The following is a 22,702-nucleotide window of genomic DNA, read 5'->3' as shown; positions in this document are numbered from 1 at the left end:
CCGACACCTCGGGCCTGACCCTGCTCGGCGGCCCGGCCACCCCGCCGGCGCCCGGCGCGCCCGTGGCGGCCCGACCGGCCGCTGCCCCGGCCAGCGAGACGCCGGCCGCGAAGCTGACGCTGAAGGCCCGCACGCCGACCGCCGAGGATGAGGAGGCGCCGCGCGGCGTCGTCCGCCGCCCCGGCATGCCCGGCCCGACCGGGGCCGTGAAGAAGCCGGCGCTGCCGGCGGTCAAGAAGTCCCTGGTCCCCGGCGGCGATCGCCGCCGCGACGGCCGCATCGACGTCTCCGCCGCGATCGAGGGGGAGGATGAGCGCACGCGCTCCATCGCCTCCGTCCGCCGGGCGCGGGAGCGGGAGCGGCGGCAGCAGGAACTCGCCCGGCTGCGTTCCGGCACGGAGCGCGTGGTGCGCGACGTGGTGGTGCCGGAAGCGATCACCGTGCAGGAACTGGCGAACCGCATGGCCGCGCGTGGCGGCGAAGTGGTGAAGGCCCTGTTCCGCATGGGCGTGATGGCGACCCTGACCCAGTCGATCGACGCCGACACGGCGGAACTCGTGGTGCAGGAATTCGGCCACCGCGTCCGCCGCGTGGCGGAAGGTGACGTCGAGATCGGTCTGGAAGGCGAGGTCGACACCGACACGGACATGCTGCCGCGGCCGCCGGTGGTCACGATCATGGGCCATGTCGACCACGGCAAGACCAGCCTGCTGGATGCGCTGCGCAAGGCCGATGTGGCGGCGCGCGAAGCCGGTGGCATCACGCAGCATATCGGCGCCTATCAGGTGATGCTGCCCGACGGGCAGAAGGTGACCTTCATCGACACGCCGGGCCACGCCGCCTTCACCGCCATGCGCGCCCGCGGCGCCAGCGTGACGGACATGGTGGTGCTGGTGGTGGCCGCCGATGACGGCGTGATGCCGCAGACGATCGAGGCGATCAGCCATGCGAAGGCGGCGAACGTGCCGATCATCGTGGCGATCAACAAGATCGACAAGGAAGGGGTGCGGCCGGAGCGCGTGAAGCAGGAATTGCTGCAGCACGAGATCGTGGTCGAGAGCCTGGGCGGCGAGACGCAGGAAATCGAGGTTTCCGCCACCAAGAAGCTCAACCTGGACAAGCTGCTGGAGGCGATTGCCCTGCAGGCCGAGATCCTCGACCTGCGGGCCAATCCGCAACGCGCCGCCGAAGGCACCGTCATCGAAAGCCGGCTGGACCGCGGCCGTGGCCCCGTCGCCACCGTGCTGGTGCAGAAGGGCACGCTGAAGACCGGCGACATCGTCGTGGCCGGTGCCGAATGGGGCAAGGTCCGCGCCATGCTGGACGACAAGGCCCGTCAGGTGAAGGAGGCCCCGCCCTCCCTGCCTGTCGAGATCCTTGGCCTGTCGGGTGTTCCCACCGCCGGCGAGAACTTCGTCGCGGTGAAGGACGAGACCCAGGCGCGCGAGATCAGCGAATTCCGCCAGCGCAAGCTGCGGGAGAAGCAGGTGGCGGCGATCAGCGCCGGCCGCGGCAGCCTGTCCGACATGCTGGCCCGCATCCAGGCGGGCGCGCAGAAGGAAGTGGCCGTCGTCGTCAAGGCCGACGTGCAGGGCTCGGCGGAGGCCATCTCCGTCACGCTCGGCAAGCTGGGCAACGAGGAAGTGCGGGTGCGGATGCTGCATTCGGCGGTCGGCCAGATCACCGAAAGCGACATCCAGCTGGCCAAGGCGTCCAACGCCGTCATCGTCGCCTTCAACGTCCGCGCCACGACCCAGGCGCGCGACCTGGCGACGCGGGACGGCGTGGAGATCCGCTACTACTCCATCATCTACGAGGTGGCGGACGACATCGAGGAGCTGGTGCGCGGCAAGCTGGCGCCGGTGCAGCGGGAGAAGTTCCTGGGCTACGCCCAGATCCTTCAGGTCTTCGAGGTCAAGCGCATCGGCAATGTGGCGGGCTGCCGCGTGACGGAAGGCGTGGTGAAGCGCGGCTGTGGCGTGCGCCTGCTGCGCGACGGCACCGTCATCCACCAGGGCGAGCTTTCGACACTGCGTCGCTTCAAGGACGACGTGAAGGAAGTCACCAACGGCTACGAATGCGGCATGTCCTTCGTGAACTACAACGACATCCGCGTCGGCGACCAGATCGAGTGCTACGAGACCGAGACGGTCGCCGGCACGCTCTGACGCCAGCCACGGCCGCAGATCAGGGGGCGCGGCGGAGACGCCGCGCCCCTTTTCTTGTCAAGGAAATGCACAGATGCCTCGCAGGACCCGCGATGCCGCGGAGACGCCGCGGCGCGATACGAAATCCGCCATGGACCGCACCCCCTCCGTCCGCAAGGCGGGGCCGGAGGGGCCGAGCCAGCGGCAGCTGCGCGTGGCGGAGGAAATCCGCCATGCCCTGTCCGCCGTCTTCGTGCGGGAGGAATTCCGCGACCCCGACCTGTTCGACCTGAAGGTGACGGTGACGGAGGTGCGCGCCTCCCCGGACCTCAAGCACATGACGGCCTTCGTCAGCGGGCTCGGCAAGGATCTGACGCCGGCGCAGTTCGCCGCGCTGAAGCGGGTGCAGCCCTTCCTGCGCACCCAGGTGGCCAAGGCGGTGCGGCTGCGCGTGGCGCCGGAACTGCACTTTCAGCCGGACACGGCGCTGGACTACGCCATGCATATCAGCAAGGTGATGCAGGACCCGGTGGTGCAGCAGGATCTGTCCAAGCCCGCCGAGCCCGCCTCGCAGCCGGACCCTGAATCGCGCGACTGACCTGCCTGCCCTGCATGACAATTCCATGCTAGCAGCGCCGCCCGGATCGGAGCAGCGGATGAATCAGCGTCAGGATGGTGGCAGGCAGGGCGGCCCGAAGGGCGGCGGCCGCCATCGGCACAGGAAGCCCAAGGGCCGCGCGCTCGATGGCTGGCTGATCGTCGACAAGCCCTCGGGCATCGGGTCCACCGATGTGGTGAACAAGGTGAAGCGCGCCTTCGACGCGCAGAAGGCGGGCCATGGCGGCACGCTGGACCCGCTGGCGACCGGCCTGCTGCCGGTGGCCTTCGGCGCCGCCACCAAGACCGTGCCCTATGTCATGGACGGCACCAAGACCTACAACTTCACCCTGAAGTTCGGCGAGGCGCGGGACACCGACGACGCCGACGGCCAGGTCGTCGCGACCAGCGAGGTCCGGCCGACGGACGCGGAGATCGAGGCCGTGCTGCCGGCCTTCCGCGGCGAGATCATGCAGGTGCCGCCCGCCTATTCCGCCATCAAGATCGGTGGCGAGCGTGCCTATGACCTGGCGCGCGAAGGCCAGCTGGTGGAGATCGCAGCGCGCCCGGCGCGGATCGACCGGTTCGACCTGATCGCCCGGCCGGATGCCGACACCGCCATCTTCCACGTCCAGTCCGGCAAGGGCGTCTACATGCGCTCCCTGGCCCGGGATGTGGCGCGGGCGGTGGGCTCGGTGGGGCACATCATCGCGCTGCGCCGGCTGCGCGTCGGCCCGTTCCGCGAGGAGCACGCGATTCCGCTGGACAGGCTGATCGGAAACGGCGATATGCCCTCCCCTTCCCCGGACCTCCTGCTTCCGGTGACGACCGCGCTGGCCGACATCCCGGCACTGGCCGTCACAGGAGAGGAGGCCGCACGCCTTCATCAGGGCCAGGCGATCAGCCTGGTGGAACTGATGGGGCGCGTTCCCCGTGAAGCCGATCCCGAAGGGGGCCTGCTGCGCGCGATGGCGGGGGAGCGTCTGCTCGGCCTCTGCCGGCTGGAGAGCGGCTGGATGCAGCCTGAAAGGCTGATCCAGCTCGATTCCGGGCAAGGGGCGGGCGGCGAGGACTGAACCCCGACCTGGAAGGATATCCGATGTCGACGATCACGAGCGAGGCGCGCGCGGCGCTCATCAAGGAATACGCCACCAAGCCCGGCGACACCGGCAGCCCGGAGGTCCAGGTCGCCCTGATCTCCGCCCGCGTGTCCATGCTGACGGAACACCTGAAGGCCCACCCGAAGGATTTCCACAGCCGCCGCGGCCTGCTGGTGCTGGTTGGCCAGCGTCGTGGCCTGCTGGACTATGTGAAGCGCAAGGACCAGAAGCGCTACGAGAGCCTCATCGGCCGGCTCGGCCTGCGCCGCTGATGTGAAAGACCCCGCCTTGGCGGGGTCTTTTCTGTTTCGCGCGACAGACCCCGCCTCGGCGGGGTCTTCTTTGTTCGACACCGCAGACCCCGCCTCGGCGGGGTCTTTGCGTCTGGGTGGGCGCGCGGCGTCGTGCCTCAGCCCGACCGGCGCCGCAGCATCCGCAGCGCCTCCCGCAGGTCGAGCCCGCCCAGAAGCTGCGCCGTACCGAAATAGGTGACCAGGCCGGCCAGGATCAGGGCGGCCAGCGCGGCAAAACGCGGCAGCGTGCCGGCAACCGGGAACAGCAGCGCGCCCAGCCCCCACAGCAGCAGCGCCATCAGCACCGCCGCCGCCAGCAGCCGCGGCACGGTGCGGCGCAGCCGGCGGTCGGCGCGGAATTGCCGGCGCCGCACCAGCAGCGCCCCCAGGATGGCCACGTTGATCCAGGCGGCGATCGAGGTCGCCAGCGCGATGCCGACATGCGCCAGCACCGGGATCAGCGCCAGGTTCAGCGCCAGGTTCAGCACCACCACCAGGATGCCCACCTTCACCGGCGTCGCCGTGTCGCCGCGGGCGAAGAAGCCGGGCGTCAGCGCCTTCACCAGCACGAAGGCCGGCAGGCCGATGGCGCCGGCCACCAGGGCGCCGGCGGTCGCCGCCGCCGCCGCCGCATCGAACTGGCCGCGCTCGAACAGGGTGGTGATGATCGGCCCGGCCGAGATGGCGATGGCGAAGGCCGCCGGCAGGGCGAAGGCCAGCGACAGCTCGATGGCGCGGTTCTGGCTGCGATGCGCCGCCAGCCGCCGCCCGGTGCGCAATTGCCGCGCCAGCAGCGGCAGCAGCGCCGTGCCCACCGCGGCACCGATGACGCCCAGCGGCAGCTGCGCCACCCGGTCCGCGTAGTACAGGTAGCTGACCGCGCCGGCCGGCAGCAGCGAGGCCAGGATGATGTCGATGGCGAGGTTGAGCTGGGTGACCCCCGCCCCCACCAGCCCCGGCCCCATCCGGCGCAGCACGCCGCGCACCTCCGGCGTCAGCACCGGGCGGCTCAGCGGGCTGATGGCGAGGCCGGCGGCCCGCACCGCCACCAGCAGCAGGCCGAGCTGCAGCACGCCGGAGGCCAGCACGCCCCAGGCCAGCGCATGGCCGGGCGTCGCCACATAGGGGGTGAGCCCGAGCAGCGCGGCCATGGCGACCAGGTTGAACAGCACCGGCGTCGCCGCCGCGGCGCCGAAGCGGTCCATGCCGTTCAGCACGCCGGAGACCAGCGCCGCCAAGCAAATGAACAGCAGATAGGGGAAGGTGATCCGCGTCAGCTCCACCGCCAGCGGGAAGCGTACGGCTTCCCCCACGAAGCCCGGGGCCAGCACGAACAGCAGCTGCGGCATGAAGACGATGCCCAGCAGCACCAGGGCGGACAGCCAGATGGTCATCAGCCCGGCGAGTGAATTGGCCAGCGCCCGTGCCTTGGCCGGCCCGTCGAGCGCGAAGCTGCCGGCGAAGGCGGGCACGAAGGCGGCGTTGAAGGCGCCTTCGCCGAACAGGCGCCGGAACAGGTTCGGCAGTTTCAGCGCGATGAAGAAGGCATCCGCCACCGGTCCGGCGCCAAGCCGGGAGGCGATCAGCATGTCCCGGGCGAAGCCGAGGATCCGGCTCGCCATGGTCCAGCCGCCGACGGTGAAGACGCTGCGCAACATTCGGCCTGTGTAGGCTGGAACCGGACCGCCTGGAACCGGGGCGCCGCAGGCCATCGCGGCGCCGGTTAAGTCGCGATTAGCGTCGCTGCGTCAGGCTGCGCCATGGCGAACCGCAACCCTGCCGGCGCGGCCCGTATCGACCGCACCGCTTCCCTTCCCTGGCTGCTGCTGCTGGGCGCGACCGCGGGTCTGGCGCTGGCCCAGGCGCTGCCGCGGCAGGGCGAGGCGGTGACGCTGGTCTTCCCGCCCGGGCTGACCGAGGCGGCGGCGATGCGGCGCGTGCTGCAGGCCGATGGCTGGCGACCCCTGGCGACACGCCGGATCGGGCCGCTGACCCTGGCCGTCGCGGTGCCAGGGCCGGGTGGGGCGGCGGGTCCCGTGCGCGGGGTGTGGGTCATGATGCGGGGCGCCGGCGCGCCCTGCGGGGCGCCGACTGGATCAGGACAGGAAGACGGCTGATGGATCTGGATCTGCTGCGCCGAGGAACGGCGCGGGTTCTGCTGGCGCTGCTGGGCGCGCTGGCGGTTGCCACCTTGCCGATCGCCCTGCTGTCCGGCGGCGGATCGGCGGAACAGTGGGGCGGCACCGGCCTCGCGCTGCTGGGCGCGCTCGCGGCCCTGGCAGCGGCGCAGGGCGATGTGGCGCGGCCGGCGGCGCGGCAGACCATCGCGGTGGCGCTGATGGTGCAGGTTTCCGTCCTGGTCTGGGTGGTGCCCACCGGGCTGCGGATCGACCTGCACATGGCCTATTTCGCGGCGCTGGCCATGCTCGCCGGGCTGGTGGATTTGCGCGCCATCCTGCTCGCGGCGCTGACGGTCGCGCTGCACCATACCGCCTTGAACCAGCTGGCGCCCATGGCAGTGTTCGGCGGCGCCGGCTCGCTGGGCCGGGTGGCCCTGCATGCCGGGATCCTGGTGGCGGAAGCCGCGGCGCTGCTGCTGGTGCTGCGGCGCCTGGAAACGGCGTCCGCCACCGCCGCCGCGGCCCTGGCCGAGGCCAAGGCCGCAAGCGAGCGGGAGGCCGCGGAACAGGCGCGGCGCCAGGCGCTGGAAGCCCAGGCAGCCGCCGCCGCGCAGCAGGGCCGCGCCGCCCTGGCCACCCGGGTGGAGGACGAGATCGGCAGCGTCGCCGGGCGCGTCTCGACGGCCTCCCTCGGCCTTGGCGGGGCGGCGAAGGACCTGGCCGGGGCATCCCGCAGCGGAACGGAGGCGGCGCAGGCCGCCGCGCATGCCACCTCGGAAGCCGCCAGCGGCGTGCAGACCGTGGCGGCCGCGTCGGAGGAGCTGGCGGCCTCGGTGCAGGAGGTGACGCGCCAGGTGGCGGCGGCAGCCAATGTCGCGCGCGCCGCCGCCGATCGGGCGCGCAGCACGGATGCCACGGTGTCCGGCCTGGCCGAGGGGGCGGTGCGGATCCGTGAGGTGGTGCGCCTGATCGGCGCCATCGCCAACCAGACCAACCTCCTGGCCCTGAACGCGACGATCGAGGCGGCCCGCGCGGGTGAGGCGGGAAAGGGCTTCGCCGTGGTGGCGGGCGAGGTGAAGGTCCTGGCGGCCCAGACGGCCCAGGCGACAGAGGAGATCGGCCGGCAGGCGAACAGCATCGAGGCGGCGACGGCCGAAGCGGTGCTGGCCATCCGTGGCATCGTCTCGGTGGTCGCCGGGCTGGAATCCACGGCGGCGGAGATGGCGGCCTCGGTGGAGCAGCAGGGCGAGGCGACCCGCAGCATTGCCGGCACCGCCGCGCTGGTGGCGCAGAGCACGGAACGCGCGGCCGGGGCGGTGCAGCGGGCGGAGGGCGCGATCCAGGCCACGGCGCGCTCCGTCGAGCAACTGGATGCGACGGCACGGACGCTTGATGAGGGCGCGGTGGCGCTGCGCGGGGCGCTGGAGACGATCGTGACCGGGCTGCGGGCCGCCTGATCCTGGCGCGACATGGCGCCGCGGCGTGATGGGCTGCCGCGCGGCGGCGCGAGGTCATGCCGCAGGGCGGCGGGGGTCCTTGCCGCGCCGCGGCGGGACGCTTAGGTGGAGGGCGGTCCGGCGTCCCGCCCCCGGGGCAGGGCGTCCACCCCCCATCTGCGAGTCAGAACGCCCGATCCATGAGCGATACCCAGGACACGCCGAACCCGGCTCCGGCCAACACGCCCGCCGACATCGAGGCCGACAGCGTCACCGGCGCCCAGACCGCACCGCAGACCGATGCCGAACGCATCGCGTCGCTGGAGGCGGAGGTTGTGCTGATGCGCGACAAATGGCTGCGCGCCGAGGCGGAGATGCAGAATCTGCGCAGCCGTGCCAAGCGCGAGGCCGAGGATGCGCGGCTCTACGCCGTGCAGAAATTCGCCCGCGACGTGGTGGAGACGGCGGAGAATCTTCGCCGCGGCCTGGACAGCCTGCCGCCGCCGGCGGAGGAGGAGGCCCCCCTGCTCGGCAAGCTGCGGGGCGGCTTCGAAGGGGTGGAACGCGCCTTCGTCGCCATGCTGGAGCGCCATGGCGTCGCCCGGGTGGAAGCGACCGGCAAGGCTTTCGACCCGGAGCTGCACCAGGCGATGGCGGAGCAGCCGGCGCCGGAAGGCGTCGAACCCGGGACCGTCATCCAGGCATGGACGCCCGCCTGGACGCTGCATGGCCGGCTGCTCAAGCCCGCCATGGTGGTCGTCGCCGGCAAGTAGCCGGCGCAAACGCGAACGCCGGCAAGTAGCCGGCGCAAACGCGAACGCCGGCAGGTGCCGGTCGAGCGGCCCGGGTGCGGCCGCGTTCAGCGGCCGCCGGGCGCCTGAGGGAAATTCAGGCCTTGTCGTCGACCGCCTCGCGCGCTGAATCCTTGGCGCCGCCCACGGCGGACTGGACCTTGCCCTTGGCCTTGTCCATCCGGCCCTCGGCTTCCAGCTTGGCATCGCCGGTCAACTCGCCGATGCCCTGCTTCACGGCGCCCTTGGCCTGGTTGCCTGCGCCCTTGATCCGATCCTTGTCCATCTGCGTCGCTCCTTCTCGGGCCGGCCCTGTGGCCGGTCTCGGGGATTGAACGCGTTGCGGAAGGATCGGTTTGTTACGAAGCCGGCAGGTTGGCCAGGGCGGCGTCCACCGCATCGCCGAAGCGGGTGACGATCGCCTCGATGTCCGCCTCCGTCGCGATGTAGGGCGGCGCCAGCAGCACATGGTCGCCGCGCCGCCCATCGATCGTGCCGGCCATGGGGTAGCAGGCCAGGCCGCGCGCATAGGCTTCCTGCTTGATGCGGTCGTTCAGCCTCAGCGCCGGGTCGAAGGGCGCCTTGCTGGCCCGGTCGGCCACGAATTCGGCGGCCCAGAACAGGCCGCGGCCGCGGATGTCGCCGACATGGCGATGGTTGCCCAGGCGGTCCACCAGCCGCGCCTCCAGCAGCGCGCCCATGGCCTGGACATTGTCCAGCAGCTTCTCCTCCCGGATCACCTGCTGCACGGCCAGCGCGGCGGCGGCGGCCATGGGGTGGGCCTGGTAGGTGTGGCCATGCATGAAGCCGCCGGAGCCGTCGCGGATCGGGTCCATCACCCGGCGATTGGCCAGGAAGCCGCCGATCGGCTGGTAGCCGCCGCCCAGCCCCTTCGCCACCACCTGGATGTCCGGCGCCACGCCTTCCTGTTCCCAGGCATGCAGGGTGCCGGTGCGGCCCATGCCGCACATCACCTCGTCGAAGACCAGCAGCGCGCCGTGGCGGTCGCAGACCGCGCGCATGGCAGCGAAATAGCCGGGCAGGGCGGTGACGCAGCCCAGCGTCGCGCCCACCACCGGCTCCGCCACGAAGGCCGCGACGCTGTCGGGGCCGAGGCGCTGGAATTCCGCCTCCAGCTCCGCCGCCAGCCGCGCCACATACTCCGCCTCATCCTCCCCCGCCGCACGCTCCCGGTAGGCGTAGCAGGGCGAGACATGGTGGAAGGCGTCGGACAGGATCGGCTGGTACAGCGCCCGGCGCATCATGTTGCCGCCGGCGGCCAGCGCGCCCAGCGTGTTGCCGTGGTAGCTCTGCCGGCGGGCGATGAAGTGGCGGCGCTGCGGCTGGCCGATCTCCACGAAATGCTGCCGCGCCAGCTTCAGCGCGGCCTCCACCGCCTCGGAGCCGGAGGAGCAGAGATACATCTGCGCCAGGCCGCCCGGCTCGCCCTCCAGCACCAGATCGGCCAGCGCCTCCGCGCTTTCGCAGGAATAGAGCGCGGTGTGGGCGTAGGTGAGCTTCGCCATCTGCGCGGCCATCGCCTCCAGCACGCGGGGATGGCCATGGCCGAGGCAGGCGACGGCCGCGCCGCCGGAACCGTCGATGATGGTCCGGCCGTTGGAATCATGCAGGAAGATGCCTTCGCCCCGCAGGGCCAGGGGCGGATCGGCGCGGAGGTTCCGCTGGATGAGGCGTGAGCGCATCAGGTGGACTCTCCGGCCAGAGCGATGCAGGCGAAGGCGACGCGGGCGTCCGTCGGCACGCCGAAGCGTGCCGTGTGCCGCGCCGGCAGGCCGCCCGGGAAGTGCTTCACATATTCGGCATTGAGCGCGGCGTAGTCGGCCGGGTCGGTGATCAGCATGGTCATCTGCACCACCCGGTCCAGCCCGCTGCCGGCCCCTTCCAGGATGGCGGCCACCTTGCCCAGCGCGTTCCGCACCTCCTCGGCCGGGGTCGCGCCGCGGTGAACCCCGTTCGCCGGGTCGTGCGGCGCGGAATGGCCGGAGACGAAGACCAGGCCGCCGGCCCGTGTTGCCTCGCTGAACGGGCGGGGGGAGCCGGCGGGCGGCGGGCCCAGGATCTCGAAACTCATGGCATTCCCCCTGGTGCGGTCAGCAGCCCCACCACCGCCCCCGTCATGCAGCAGGCCAGGCTGGCGGAGACGAGGGCGGGCAGGCCGAGCTTCACGATATCCGCCCGCCGCTCCGGGCACATCGCCGCCATGCCGCCCAGCATGATGCCGAGCGAGCCGAAATTGGTGAAGCCGCACAGCGCATAGACCAGGATCAGCCGCGACCTGGCATCCAGGCCGAGGCCCGCCGTGGTGGAGAGTTCGAGGAAGGCGACGAACTCGTTCACCACCACCTTGGTGCCGAGCGCGGCGGCAATCGTCGCCACATGCTCGGCCGGCACGCCCATGGCATGGGCCAGCGGCCAGAAGGCGAAGCCGGCCAGAAGCTGCAGGGTCAGGCCGGTCAGCGGCTCCAGCAGCATGTTGGCCAGGGCGGCCAGCGCGACGAAGACGATCAGGCTGGCCATGATGCCCAGCAGCAGCGTCAGCCCATCGCCGGTGCCGCGCACCAGCGCCTCCATCGTGCTGTCATACAGCCGTGGCGCCTGCGCCGCCTGTTCCGGTGCCGCGGGCGGGTCCGATTCCAGGCGCGGGCGCATCAGCAGCGCCACCAGCACGGCGGCGGGGGCGGAAATCAGGCTGGCGGTCAGCAGCTGCCCGGCCGCATCCGGCACCACCGGCCCCAGCATCACCGCATAAACCACCAGCATGTTGCCGGCGATGGTGGCCAGCCCGGCGGTCATCACCACGAACAGCTCCGACAGCGTCAGCCGCGCCAGCCAGGGCCGGACCAGCAGCGGGGCCTCCACCATGCCGACGAAGACATTGGCGGCGGTGGCGAAGCCGGCGGCGCCGCCCAGGCCGAAGGCGCGCGTCAGCAGCCGGGCCAGCGCCTCCACCACCAGGGGGATGACGCGCCAGTGGTACAGCACGGCGGACAGCGCGCCGATGACGAGCACCAGCGGCAGCCCCTGGAAGAACAGGACGAAGCCGGCGCCGGGGAAGGGCTCCGTGAAGGGCAGCGGCGCGCCGCCGAGATAGCCGAAGACCAGGCTGGTGCCGGCCCGCGTCGCCGCCGCCAGCGCGCCCACCGCATCGCCCAGCAGGGCGAAGCCGGCGCGCAGCGGCGGGATGTGCAGCAGCGCTGCCGCCAGCAGGACCTGCAACCCCAGCCCTGCCACCACCACGCGCTTGCGCACCTGCCGGTGGCAGCCGCCGAGCACCCAGGCCAGCGCCGCCATGGCCAGCAGGCCGGCGCCGGATTGCAGTTGCAGCAGGCTCATCGGGGGCACCTCATTCGGCGGCCCGGGCAGCGGGCGGGTCGGGGATGTCGAGCGCGCGGATCGCCGCGCCGCGGCGGACGATCTTCTCCGCGGTCAGCTCGATCTCCCGCAGATCCTGCTGGACGCTGGAAAAATGCCCGCGCAGGGCGGCGATGCGGCGTTCCAGCCGCTCCGTCTCCTCGCCCAGCGCCTCCACCTCATGCCGGATGCGCCGCGCCTCATCCTGCAGGCGGGCATCGCGCAGCAGGCCGCGCATGGTGTTCAGCACCGCCCACAGCGTGGAGGGCCCGACGATGTGCACCCCGCGCCGTGCCGCTTCCGCCACCAGATCGCCATGGCTGGCATGCAGCGTGGCGTGCACGGCCTCCGACGGCAGGAACAGCAGCGCGGCCTCCGCCGTCTCCCCCGCGATCAGGTATTTCTGCGAGATGTCGGCAACGTGCCGGCGGATGTCCTGGACAAAGCGGCGGGTGGCCAGGGTGCGGGCGGCGGGCTCGGCCGCCTCCTGCAGGGCCGTCCAGGCTTCCAGCGGGAATTTGCTGTCCACGGCGATGGGGCCGGGCGGGAAGGGCAGGTGGATCAGGCAGTCGCAGCGCGTGCCGTTCGACAAGGTGTGCTGCCAGGCATAGCCGGAAGCCGGCAGCCGGTCCGCCACCAGGTCGCGCAGCTGCACCTCGCCCAGGGCGCCGCGCGCCTGCTTGTTGCCCAGCACCGCGGCCAGGGCGCCCACCTGGCTGCCCAGCGCCTCCATGTTCGCGCGCGCCGCGTCGATCACCGCCAGGCGCTGCTGGATGGCGCCGGCGCTGTCTTGCGCGCGGGCGGCGGCCTGGTCCAGCCGCGCGGCCAGGCTGCGTTCCTGGTCCCGCAGCCTTTCCTCGTTCTGCCGCGCCAGGCGGTCCTGGGCGGCGGCCAGGCCTTCCATCATCGCGCCCAGCCGCGCCATCTGGTCGGCGCCGCGGCCGCGCAGCGCCAGCAACAGCAGCAACGCCGCCAGGACGAAGGCGGCGGCGATCAGCGTGGGCGGCAGCCAGTCGGGCAGGGGCGATCCTTCCCCGAATCGCGTGGCAGGGCCCGCCAGCTTGGCACCCCGCCGCGCGCCCTGGCTACAGCCCCCTCACGCCGGCGCGAAGTCGCCCGAATCGCCCAGCAGCATCAGGCGCCCGGTGGCCACGCCGAAATGCGCGCCATGCAGGACCAGCCTGCCTTCCGCCACCGCCTCCGTCACCCAGGGGAAGGTCATCAGATTGGCCAGCGACAGGCGCACCGCTTCCAACTCGCAGGCTTCCTGCGCCGCCTCGGCCGGGGTGCAGGCCAGCACCTTGTCGCGCGCCGGGATGGCGATGCGCATCCAGTTCGGCACGAAGTCCCGCGCTTCCGGCGGCGCACCGCGCAGCAGGGCGGTGACGCCGCCGCACATGGCATGGCCCATCACCATCAGGTTGGAGACCTGCAGCACCCGCACGCCGAATTCCAGCGCCGCGCTGGTGCCGTGATAGGCGCTGTCCGGCTGCCAGGGCGGCACCAGATTGGCCACGTTGCGCACCACGAACAGCTCCCCCGGCCCGGCGCCGAAGATCACCGCCGGGTCCACGCGGCTGTCGGAACAGGCGATGACCATGGTGTGCGGGCTCTGCCCGCGCGCCGCCAACTCCTCGAACCGCGCGCGTTCCTGCGGCCAGGTCTCGGCACGGAAGCGGCGATAGCCGTCGAGGAGGCGGTTCATGCGGGCGGGCCCTTCCTGGTGTCGGTCGCGGGCCGAGATGGGTCCGGGGCGGTTGCGTTCAAACCCCGGCCGAGGCTCAAGATGAAAGTTTTCTCATTAATGCCGGAAATGCCGCATCCCGGTGAAGACCATGGCGAGGCCGGCCTTGTCCGCCGCGGCGATCACTTCCGCATCGCGCATCGACCCGCCCGGCTGGATCACCGCCGTGGCGCCGGCGGCGGCGGCCGTCTCCAGCCCATCCGCGAAGGGAAAGAAGGCGTCGGAGGCGACGACGGAGCCTTCCGCCAGCGGCCGGTCGAGCCCGGCGGCCTTGGCCGCGGCCTCCGCCTTCCAGGCGGCGATGCGGCTGCTTTCCACCCGGTTCATCTGCCCGGCGCCGATGCCGACCGTGGCGAGGCCCTTGGCATAGATGATGGCGTTGGACTTCACATGCTTGCAGACGCGGAAGGCGAACAGCAGGTCCGCCAGCTCCGCCGGCGTCGGCGCCCGCTGCGTCACCACGCGCAGATCGGCGGCCAGCACCCGCCCGGCATCGCGCGACTGCGCCAGGAAGCCGCCGGCGACCGATTTGAAGGTGAGCCCTGCCGCCGCCGGGTCCGGCAGCGCGCCGGTCAGCAGCAGGCGGAGGTTCTTCTTGCGGGCGAAGATGGCGCGCGCGGCTTCATCCGCATCCGGCGCCACCACCACTTCCGTGAAGATCGCGGTGATGCGTTCCGCCGCGGCGGCGTCCAGCACCCGGTTGGCGGCGACGATGCCGCCGAAGGCGGAGACCGGGTCGCAGCGCAGCGCCAGGTCCCAGGCGGCGCCGAGATCGCCCGCGGTGGCGACGCCGCAGGGGTTGGCGTGCTTGACGATGACGATCGCCGGGTCCTCGAACTCCGCCACGCATTCGAAGGCGGCGTCGGTGTCGTTCAGGTTGTTGTAGGACAGCTCCTTGCCCTGCACCTGGGCGGCGGTGGCCAGCCCCGGCCGGAAGCTGCCATCGGCGTAGAAGCCGGCCTGCTGGTGCGGGTTCTCGCCATAGCGCAGCGTCTGGCGCAGCACACCGGCGAAGGCCAGGCGCGGCGGGAAGGCCTCCCCGTTCTGGCCGGCGAACCAGGTGGCGATGGCCGTGTCATAGGCGGCGGTTCGGGCGAAGGCGGCCTGCGCCAGCCGGCGGCGCAGCGCCAGCGTCGTGCCGCCCTGCGCCAGCTCGGCCTGCACCTCCGCCAGCTGCGCCGGCTCCGTCACCACGACGACGGAGGCGAAGTTCTTGGCGGCGCTGCGGATCATCGCCGGGCCGCCGATGTCGATGTTCTCGATGCAATCCTCGAAGGCGGCGCCGCGGGCGACCGTCGCCTCGAAGGGGTAGAGGTTCACCGCCACCAGATCGATCGGCTGGATGGCGTGCTGCGCCATCTGCGCCTGGTGTTCCGGCAGGTCGCGCCGGCCGAGCAGCCCGCCATGCACCTGCGGCAGCAGCGTCTTCACCCGCCCGTCGAGGATTTCCGGGAAGCCGGTGAAGTCGGAGACATCCTTCACCGGCAGGCCGGCAATGCGCAGCGCCTGGGCGGTGCCGCCGGTGGAGAGGATCTCCGCCCCCTGCGCCACCAGGACGCGGGCGAATTCGACGATGCCTGTCTTGTCGGAGACGGAGAGCAGGGCGCGGCGGACCGGGACGGGTTCGGACATCTGGAAGCCTGCGAGCAATGTCGCCGCGGTATGGACCCGCCGCGGGGCCGCTTCAACGCCCGAGACCGTGTGGCAGGCCTGGACCAGCGGCATGGCTTCACGATAGGCAGGCGCAACACGAGCGCAGGGGTCGGGCATGGACAGGGACGCGGCGAATCCGCTGGAGCAGGTGCAGGGCCGCTACGGCGCCGGCCAGGGGCCGGAGACGGCGCTGGAGGCGACGAACCCGGTGCTGGAGACGCTGCTCGGCCACCGTTCCATCCGCAGCTTCACCGACCAGAAGCTGGCGCCCGGCACGCTGGAGACGCTGGTGGCCGCGGCGCAATCCGCCCCCACCTCCTCCAACCTGCAGGCCTGGTCCGTGGTGGCGGTGGAGGATGCGGCGCGGCGCGGCCGGCTGGCCGACCTGTCCGGCCGCCAGGGCTTCATCCGCCAGGCGCCGCTGTTCCTGTGCTGGATCGCCGACAATTCCCGCCTGGTTCGGCTGGGCGAGGCGCACCAGAAGAAGATGGAGGGGCTGGACTACCTGGAAGCCTTCATGGTGGCGCTGGTCGATGCCGCGCTGGCGGCGCAGAACGCGCTGGTGGCGGCGGAATCCCTCGGCCTCGGCACCGTCTATGTCGGCCAGTTGCGGCAGCATCCGGAACAGGTCTCGGCCGAGCTGAACCTGCCGCCCAACGCCTTTGCCTGCTTCGGCATGGCGGTGGGCCACCCGGCGGTGCAGGGCGCGGTGAAGCCCCGCCTGCCGCAATCCCTGGTGCTGCACCGCGAACAGTACCAGGTGGCGGAGGAACAGCCGGCCATCACCGGCTACGACAAGGCGCTGGGCGATTTCTCGCTGGCCCAGGGGATGGGCCAGCAGGACTGGACACAGCGGATGATGAGCCGCGTCGGCACCGCCGCCGGGCTTTCGGGGCGGCACCGGATGCGCGAGGCGCTGACGGCGCTGGGCTTTCCGCTGAAGTAGGTGCGGGCGGCTCAGTTCGCCGCCGCGCGACGCTCCCCGTAATAGTCGCGCACCGTCGCCCAGGCGGTGCGCTGCAGGAAGGCCGCCGTGTCCGCGTCCAGCCCCGCCGTGTGGCGGTTGCCCTCCGGCGAGCGGCCGAACAGCGCGGCATAGGTGGTGGCCGCCGCCAGGTAGGTGCCGGCCAGGCTGGGGTGGCGCTTATCCGCCACATAGAGGTTCAGCGCCGGCCGCTCCGCGATGGCCCGGGCGAAGGCGAGGCCGGCGGGAATGACCAGCGCGTTGTTGGCGTTGCCGGCCACCGTGTAGGCCTCCGCCAGCTGCTGGGTCATCTCTGGCTTGTCGGCATAGGCCCAGGACATGAAGAACACCGGCTGCGCCCCGTGCCGGCGCACCGTTTCGCTGTGCTTGCGGGCATATTCGGCGAACAGCCCGCTGAGGCGCGGATGGATCGGGCACTGGCTGCAATCCATCATGATCGCGATCTCGTACAGGCGATCATTGGTGTTGAAGACGATGTTGTTCTGCCGGTCGAAGGAATAGGACCGCAGCGCGTTCGGCCGGAAATAGCTCTCCACATCGTGCCAGTTGAGGCCCGAGCCGCTGATGGTGACGGAGCTGGTGGCGAAGCCGGCATGGGCGGGCGGCGGCGCCAGCCGGATCATGCTGTTCACATGCCCATGCATGCTGTTGTTATAGTAGAAGAAACTATTGCCGATGTAGATGGCGGAGCGCGGCGCCTCCGCCCCCAGGTCGCGCACCTGCGGCCGGGTCTGGGCGCCGGCGGGCGCGATGGCCAGGGCGAGCATCGCAGCGCAGGCCAGCGCCAGGCGCCGGCCGAACGGGTTCAGGGACATGGGTTTCCTCGTCTGCTTGTGGGACGCGCCCGTTGGCGCGTCGCCGGGAAGCCTAGACCCGCGGCGGTGACGACCGCCACTCTGCGTCCGCGCCATCGGATATAAAGATATCCTTATGACTGACGGGAAATCGCTTGGCCTCCTCCCTGCCGCCTGCTACAGCGCTCGCAGCCTGTTTCCAGTGTCCCTCGAAGGATTTCCCATGCCCGACGCCCACGGCCAGACCCAGGACTTCATCATCAAGGACCTGTCGCTTGCCGGCTGGGGCCGCAAGGAAATCAACATGGCCGAGGACGAGATGCCCGGCCTGATGGCGGTGCGCGCCGAATACGGCGCCAGCCAGCCGCTGAAGGGCGCCCGCGTCGCCGGCTGCCTGCACATGACCATCCAGACCGCGGTGCTGATCGAGACGCTGAAGCATCTCGGCGCCGATGTCCGCTGGTCCTCCTGCAACATCTTCTCGACGCAGGACCACGCCGCGGCCGCCATCGCCGCCACCGGCACCCCGGTCTTCGCCGTGAAGGGCGAGACGCTGCCGGAATACTGGGCCTATGTGCGCAAGACCCTGGAATGGGCCGATGGCGGCACGCCGAACGTCCTGCTGGACGATGGCGGCGACATGACGCTGCTGGTGCATTACGGCCTGCGTGCCGAGCAGGGCGACGTCGCCTTCCTGGAGAAGCCGACGAATGAGGAGGAGGAAGTCTTCTTCGCCCTCATCAAGCAGTGCCTGGTGGAAAAGCCCGGCTGGTTCGCCGAGCTGGCAAAGAACATCGTCGGCGTGTCCGAGGAGACGACGACGGGCGTGCACCGCCTGTACGTTATGGCGAAGGAAGGCAAGCTGCTGTTCCCGGCCATCAACGTGAATGACAGCGTCACCAAGTCGAAATTCGACAACCTGTATGGCTGCCGTGAATCGCTGGTGGACGCCATCCGCCGCGGCACGGACGTGATGATGGCCGGCAAGGTCGCCATGGTCGCGGGCTTCGGCGATGTGGGCAAGGGCTCCGCCGCCAGCCTGCGCAACGCCGGCTGCCGCGTGATGGTCTCCGAGGTCGACCCGATCTGCGCTCTGCAGGCCGCCATGGAAGGCTACCAGGTGGTGACGATGGAGGATGCCGCGCCGGTGGCCGACATCTTCGTCACCGCCACGGGCAATGTGGACGTGATCAACGCCGACCACATGCGCGCCATGAAGCACCGCGCCATCGTCTGCAACATCGGTCACTTCGACAGCGAGATCCAGGTCGCGGCGCTGCGCAACTACAAGTGGGACAATGTGAAGCCCCAGGTGGACGAGATCGAGTTCCCCGACGGCAAGCGCATCATCCTGCTGTCCGAGGGCCGGCTGGTGAACCTGGGCAACGCCACGGGCCACCCCTCCTTCGTCATGTCCGCCAGCTTCACCAACCAGACGCTGGCGCAGATCGAGCTGTGGGCGAACCCGGGCAAGTACGAGAAGAAGGTCTATGTGCTGCCGAAGCACCTGGACGAGAAGGTGGCGGCGCTGCACCTGGCCAAGGTGGGCGCGAAGCTGACCACGCTCTCCGCCCAGCAGGCCGGCTATATCGGCGTGCCGCAGCAGGGCCCCTTCAAGGCCGAGCAGTACCGCTACTGAGGCGGTTCGGCGCGCCCGGCAAAGCCGGGCGCGTTGCGAGACCGCCCCGGCATCCCGGCGCCCTGCCGATGCCTGTAGCAGGTTGCTTGTGGGCCTGACTTTTTTGTGATTGCTTTCCCGAAAGGGGAGGCAGGTTTGGTCAGCACGGCAAGATCGGACAAGCGCCGGGGTCCTGTCCCGGCGCGCATCGGTTCAGCTTCGCTGGTCGCCACCTCGCGCGCGGGCGGATCGCCGGGTGCGGCTGGGCATGACCGGCCCGGCATTGCCGCCACCGCCCTTCGGCCGAGCCAACTGCCGATCATCGCGGTCACCGCCAGCCGGTCCAGGCCCCATGCCTCCCGCGCCGTCTTCGGCAGGGCCGATGGGCGCCATGGCCGCCCGCCGGCACGGCGCGTCGCCTGATGGCGTTCCGCGGCCCCCTGATCCTGCGGACACAGAGCCCCCGCGACGCATGGCATCTCGGAGCCTCCGCCGAGCCTGTGCTGGTGGCCGCTCAGCATTGCACCAACCGCGCCTCGGGCGGGAGATTGAAATGATGGCTGCTCGCCTGCACACCCCCATCCGGATCGCCCCCGCCATTCCTTCGACATCCCTGTCCCGGCGGCTTCCGGGCTGGCCGCGTCGCCGGCTGGCCCTTCGCAAGACACCCGGGGGCATCGCGCAGGATGCGGCAAGATCCGGCAAGGCGCTCGCCTATGGCGTGGCTGCTTTGGCGCTGGCCGCCGGCGTCTGGGCACCGCCGGCGCAGGCGCAATACCGGCAGGAGCCAGCGGGGCGCATCGGCTCCGGCGATGTCATCCGGATCTTCGAAAATGGGCGCTTCCATCGCTGCTCGGCCGCCTTCTTCGACAGCAACCGCAACATGCTGCGCATCGCCTTCACCGCCCAGCGGGAGTATGGGCTCAGCATTCCGCAGGTGGTTGTGCAGCGCGGCCAACCGCTCCGGATCTCGGTCAACTCCACGGGCTCGGGCAACCATGTCGCCAATGCCCAGGGCAACCAGGGCGGCAGGGCCTGGCGGGCGCTCGACCTGCAGACTGTCGAGCGCATGATGGATTTCCGCGGCCCCCTGATGGTCCAGGCCGCCTCCACCCGCTACCACTGGAACCTCGGCACGTCGGTGCGGAATGTCCTGGTCGCCATCGAGAACTGCACCAACCGCGCCGTGGGATGGCGCTGATCCTGGCTTCGTCCCGTCTGCACCCCCGGTTCGTGCTCATCGAGGCCAAAACCCACGCCGGCATGGACGGCGCTTGCATACGGCGCCACGCCTGATGCAAATGCACGGCGCCCCGCGCGATCGGGCGCCGTGTCGAGAAGGGTGGCTGTCATGTGGTTCTGGATCGTCATCGTGGCCGTCTTCCTCTACCTGTTCTTCCGCTTCCTGCAGGAGAACCAGGAAACCACGCGTTCCGGCTTCGCCGCCCTGGTCGGCACGCTGGCCGATGGTGCGGCGCTGGTCGCGCTCACCCTCGGCATCTTCGGGCTGCTGATCGCCCTGATGATGGGCTTCTTTGGCGGCCCGGGGCCGCGCCTGGTGGGCGAAGGCCTGACCGGCACCCTGCTCTACAGCGCCGGGCTTCTGGCGCTCGGCGTGCTGCTGTTCCTGCTCAGCGGCGGCATCCGCCGGCTTGGCGGGCGCGGTGCGCCCAAGGCCGCGGTGTCCCGCGGCCATTGACGCCAGATCCTGGTGATCGGGACCGATCACCGCCTGGATCGCCGGCCTGGCCGCCCGCCCGCCTTCGGCGGGCGCAGGCCCCTCCCGGGGGGACGCGGTAGGAATCCCGGGGGACGGGTCCTGCCCGGTCTCCTTCTTCCGGATCCTCAGCTATAGGCGCGGCGACCGGCCAGCAGGATGGTCTTGCGCGTGCCCACCTTGGCGCCCAGCACGGCGGCGGCCGCACCCAGCGCCATGGCCGCGAACGCCCAATAGGCCGCCACCGCCGCCGCATTCGCCGCCGCGTCGGCGGCCTCCCGCGCCCGCCTCTCGGCCTGGTCCAGCAGGCGCTGCGCCTCGGCCTCCAGCGCCGCGATGCGCTGTTCCGCCTGCGCCGGCGCGATGTCGAACTCGGCCGCGGCCAGCGTGGTCAGCCGCTCGCGTTCCGCCGGCGCCAGCGCGCCCTGGGTGGCGCGCTGCGTCACCAGGCGGGTGATCTCCGCCCGCCGCTGGTCCTCGTTCAGCGCCGCCGGGTCGCCGCCGGATTGCAGGCCGGCCTGCAGCCGCTCCACCAGCGCCTCCGGGTCGCCGATTTCCGGCACCAGCCGGCTGGCGGCCTCCCCGGCCGTGCCGGCGGCGCCCGCCACGGCGGAGCCGATGCCCTGTGCCGCCGCGCCGACGCCGCGCGCCGTGCCGGCCACCAGATTGCCCAGCATCAGCGCGGAGACGAGGAAGGCGATGGCCCAGACCGACAGCCCGTGCAGCACGCCGTCGGTATCGTCCGCCGTACCGGATAGCCGCGCCGCCACATAGCCGCCGCAGGCCAGGCCCAGCAGGCTGGCCAGCAGCAGCCAGATGCCGCCGGCGATCCCGAAGGTGCCGGCATCCGGCGTCCCGCCGGCGAAGATCGGGTCGATGGTGCTGGCGCCGATCGCGGCGCCCAGGATGTTGAACATGGTGCCCACCGTCACGGCGACGAGGCCGCCGGACAGGATGGCGCCCCAGGAGACGCGGGACGGCAGCTTGTCCGTCGCGGTCAGGGGGGTGGTGCTCTGCTGCATGATCTGGACCTCCGGAGACGCCGCGCCAACGTCGCGACGGCGCCGAAAGTTCAGGGGCTTGGCGCGCCGGCTTCCAGAAGGGCCACGGTGTTGCCGAGAACCCGCGCCTCGTCGAAATGCGCCAGCGCCCGGGCCAGCCCGGCTGCGCCCATGGCCTGGCGCAGCGCCGGATCGGTGGCCAGGCGGGACAGCGCCGCGGCCAGCGGCGGCCCCTGCATCGGCGGCACCAGCAGCCCGGTCTCCCCCGGCACCACCTGTTCGCGCGGGCCGCGGATGTCGGTGGCGACCACCGGCAGGCCGGTCAGCATCGCCTCGATGATCGACATCGGCAGCCCCTCGAAATGGGACGGCAGGGTGAAGACATCCGCCGCGGCGAGGAGCGCCGGCACGTCAGTGCGGTAGCCCAGCATCACCAGCCGCCGGCCGAGCAGCGCCGCGGCGCGCTGGAAATGCGGCGTGAGGTCCTCCCCATGGTCGCTGGCGAGGCGTTCCCCGGCCACCCACAGCACGCAGTTCGGCGGTGTGCAGGCCATCGCCTCCAGCAACTCCACAAAACCCTTGTGGCGGACGAGGCGGGAGATGGCGATCACCACGCAATCCCCCGCGGCCGCGCCCAGCGCCGCGCGCAGACGGGCGCGGGCGGCGGGGTCCGGGTGGAAGCGGGCGGGGTCGCGGCCGTTCAGCACCGCCACGGGGTGTGGATGGATGCCGAGCCGCCTGGCATCCCCGGCTTCCTCGGCGCTGACGGTCAGGTAGGTGTGGGTGATGCGGCCGGCGGCGCGTTCCAGGCCGAGCGCCAGCCGCCGGCGCCACCAGGGGCCGGGCTGGTTGAACAGGAAACCATGGCCGGTATAGGCGATGCGCGGCACCCCGGCGATGCGCGCGGCGCTGCGCGCCAGCAGGCCGCTGATCGGCATGTGGGCGTGCACGAGGTCCGGCTTCTCCGCCCGCATCAGCGCCACCAGCGCCGCCAGCGCGCGCGCCTGCGGCAGCGGGTTCAGGCTGCGGGCGAAGGGGATGGGGTGGATGCGGAAGCCCTCCGCCCGCGGCCCGGCCAGTAGCGGGCCCTCGGCGCAGGCGCCCTGCACCTCATGCCCCCGGGCGCGGAGCGCGCGCATCAGGGGAGAGATGAAGTGCAGCAGGGCGAAGTCGATGTTGGTGACCTGCAGGATCTTCAGGGCACGCGGCGGTGCGCCCGCAGCCGGCCCGCTCATGCCAGATCCCGGTGATCGTGGCCGACCACCGCCTCAATCGCCGGCGCCGGCATCCGCCGGCATGGCCAGGCGCCATGGGGCGCGGCGGCCGTTCCGCCG

General features: G+C 71.6%; 22 protein-coding genes. 11 read left to right on the top strand and 11 right to left on the bottom strand.

Going from position 1 to position 22,702, the window contains the following annotated elements; genetic code table 11:
- The 4 genes from infB to rpsO all read left to right on the top strand — a co-directional run.
- The coding region (gene infB, locus HEQ75_RS16355; protein ID WP_168032519.1) for a translation initiation factor IF-2 at positions 1-2,168 on the top strand (2,168 nt) is incomplete at its 5' end.
- 130 nt (positions 2,169-2,298) lie between these two features.
- Complete coding sequence (gene rbfA / locus HEQ75_RS16350) at positions 2,299-2,745, top strand: 30S ribosome-binding factor RbfA (RefSeq protein WP_168032544.1); 447 nt, start codon at positions 2,299-2,301, stop codon at positions 2,743-2,745.
- 58 nt (positions 2,746-2,803) lie between these two features.
- Positions 2,804-3,820, top strand: a complete 1,017-nt coding sequence (gene truB, locus HEQ75_RS16345) for a tRNA pseudouridine(55) synthase TruB (RefSeq protein WP_168032517.1) — start codon at positions 2,804-2,806, stop codon at positions 3,818-3,820.
- Positions 3,821-3,843: 23 nt separating this feature from the next.
- Positions 3,844-4,116, top strand: coding sequence for a 30S ribosomal protein S15 (gene rpsO / locus HEQ75_RS16340; RefSeq protein ID WP_168032515.1), 273 nt, complete (start codon positions 3,844-3,846; stop codon positions 4,114-4,116).
- Positions 4,117-4,253: 137 nt separating this feature from the next.
- Here rpsO and murJ read toward each other — a convergent pair whose 3' ends face one another.
- Positions 4,254-5,795 (bottom strand): murein biosynthesis integral membrane protein MurJ, encoded by a 1,542-nt coding sequence (murJ, locus tag HEQ75_RS16335; RefSeq protein WP_168032505.1) that lies wholly within the window; start codon positions 5,793-5,795, stop codon positions 4,254-4,256.
- A 102-nt stretch (positions 5,796-5,897) separates the two neighbouring features.
- Between murJ and HEQ75_RS16330 the strand changes: the two genes are divergently transcribed.
- The 3 genes from HEQ75_RS16330 to HEQ75_RS16320 all read left to right on the top strand — a co-directional run bounded on the left by HEQ75_RS16330 (position 5,898) and on the right by HEQ75_RS16320 (position 8,466).
- Positions 5,898-6,254 (top strand): hypothetical protein, encoded by a 357-nt coding sequence (locus HEQ75_RS16330; RefSeq protein WP_168032503.1) that lies wholly within the window; start codon positions 5,898-5,900, stop codon positions 6,252-6,254.
- On the top strand, positions 6,254-7,714 hold the full coding sequence (locus HEQ75_RS16325) for a methyl-accepting chemotaxis protein (protein ID WP_168032501.1): 1,461 nt from the start codon (positions 6,254-6,256) through the stop codon (positions 7,712-7,714). Before HEQ75_RS16330 ends, HEQ75_RS16325 begins: the two co-directional genes overlap by 1 nt.
- 179 nt (positions 7,715-7,893) lie before the next feature.
- Entirely contained in the window at positions 7,894-8,466 is a 573-nt protein-coding gene (locus HEQ75_RS16320) for a nucleotide exchange factor GrpE (protein WP_168032499.1), read from the top strand.
- Positions 8,467-8,581: 115 nt separating this feature from the next.
- Here the strand turns inward: HEQ75_RS16320 and HEQ75_RS16315 are convergent, their stop codons facing one another.
- The 7 genes from HEQ75_RS16315 to purH all read right to left on the bottom strand — a co-directional run bounded on the left by HEQ75_RS16315 (position 8,582) and on the right by purH (position 15,232).
- Positions 8,582-8,770 (bottom strand): CsbD family protein, encoded by a 189-nt coding sequence (locus tag HEQ75_RS16315; protein WP_168032497.1) that lies wholly within the window; start codon positions 8,768-8,770, stop codon positions 8,582-8,584.
- 73 nt (positions 8,771-8,843) lie between these two features.
- Positions 8,844-10,187, bottom strand: a complete 1,344-nt coding sequence (locus HEQ75_RS16310) for an aspartate aminotransferase family protein (RefSeq protein ID WP_168032495.1) — start codon at positions 10,185-10,187, stop codon at positions 8,844-8,846.
- Entirely contained in the window at positions 10,187-10,576 is a 390-nt protein-coding gene (locus HEQ75_RS16305; protein WP_168032493.1) for a RidA family protein, read from the bottom strand. The genes HEQ75_RS16310 and HEQ75_RS16305 overlap by 1 nt, the downstream gene beginning before the upstream one ends.
- Positions 10,573-11,838, bottom strand: coding sequence for a NupC/NupG family nucleoside CNT transporter (locus HEQ75_RS16300; RefSeq protein WP_209318606.1), 1,266 nt, complete (start codon positions 11,836-11,838; stop codon positions 10,573-10,575). Before HEQ75_RS16300 ends, HEQ75_RS16305 begins: the two co-directional genes overlap by 4 nt.
- Positions 11,839-11,848: 10 nt before the next feature.
- A complete protein-coding gene (locus HEQ75_RS16295) occupies positions 11,849-12,823 on the bottom strand; it encodes a DNA recombination protein RmuC (RefSeq protein WP_235961789.1) in 975 nt (324 codons plus the stop codon).
- A gap of 129 nt (positions 12,824-12,952) precedes the next feature.
- Complete coding sequence (locus HEQ75_RS16290; RefSeq protein ID WP_168032491.1) at positions 12,953-13,561, bottom strand: carbonic anhydrase; 609 nt, start codon at positions 13,559-13,561, stop codon at positions 12,953-12,955.
- A 96-nt stretch (positions 13,562-13,657) separates the two neighbouring features.
- Entirely contained in the window at positions 13,658-15,232 is a 1,575-nt protein-coding gene (gene purH / locus HEQ75_RS16285) for a bifunctional phosphoribosylaminoimidazolecarboxamide formyltransferase/IMP cyclohydrolase (protein ID WP_168032489.1), read from the bottom strand.
- 136 nt (positions 15,233-15,368) lie between these two features.
- On the opposite strand from purH, the gene HEQ75_RS16280 reads away from it, so the two are divergent.
- Positions 15,369-16,199, top strand: coding sequence for an NADPH-dependent oxidoreductase (locus HEQ75_RS16280; RefSeq protein WP_168032487.1), 831 nt, complete (start codon positions 15,369-15,371; stop codon positions 16,197-16,199).
- A gap of 11 nt (positions 16,200-16,210) precedes the next feature.
- Here the strand turns inward: HEQ75_RS16280 and HEQ75_RS16275 are convergent, their stop codons facing one another.
- A complete protein-coding gene (locus HEQ75_RS16275; RefSeq protein WP_209318605.1) occupies positions 16,211-17,053 on the bottom strand; it encodes a hypothetical protein in 843 nt (280 codons plus the stop codon).
- Positions 17,054-17,255: 202 nt separating this feature from the next.
- Here HEQ75_RS16275 and ahcY point away from each other — a divergent pair, with 202 nt between their 5' ends.
- The 3 genes from ahcY (at position 17,256) to HEQ75_RS16260 (ending at position 20,349) form a co-directional block, all read left to right on the top strand.
- Positions 17,256-18,671, top strand: a complete 1,416-nt coding sequence (gene ahcY, locus HEQ75_RS16270; RefSeq protein ID WP_168032485.1) for an adenosylhomocysteinase — start codon at positions 17,256-17,258, stop codon at positions 18,669-18,671.
- Positions 18,672-19,206: 535 nt separating this feature from the next.
- Complete coding sequence (locus HEQ75_RS16265; protein WP_168032483.1) at positions 19,207-19,851, top strand: hypothetical protein; 645 nt, start codon at positions 19,207-19,209, stop codon at positions 19,849-19,851.
- A gap of 150 nt (positions 19,852-20,001) precedes the next feature.
- On the top strand, positions 20,002-20,349 hold the full coding sequence (locus HEQ75_RS16260; protein ID WP_168032481.1) for a hypothetical protein: 348 nt from the start codon (positions 20,002-20,004) through the stop codon (positions 20,347-20,349).
- A 146-nt stretch (positions 20,350-20,495) separates the two neighbouring features.
- Here the strand turns inward: HEQ75_RS16260 and HEQ75_RS16255 are convergent, their stop codons facing one another.
- On the bottom strand, positions 20,496-21,389 hold the full coding sequence (locus tag HEQ75_RS16255; protein ID WP_209318604.1) for a hypothetical protein: 894 nt from the start codon (positions 21,387-21,389) through the stop codon (positions 20,496-20,498).
- Between the two features lie 50 nt (positions 21,390-21,439).
- Positions 21,440-22,567 (bottom strand): glycosyltransferase family 4 protein, encoded by a 1,128-nt coding sequence (locus HEQ75_RS16250; protein WP_168032534.1) that lies wholly within the window; start codon positions 22,565-22,567, stop codon positions 21,440-21,442.
- Positions 22,568-22,702: the final 135 nt, after the last annotated feature.

The organism is Falsiroseomonas selenitidurans, assembly GCF_012103215.1.
In the GTDB taxonomy this organism is placed as follows: domain Bacteria; phylum Pseudomonadota; class Alphaproteobacteria; order Acetobacterales; family Acetobacteraceae; genus Falsiroseomonas; species Falsiroseomonas selenitidurans.
This window is presented reverse-complemented; position numbering and strand designations above follow the sequence as displayed.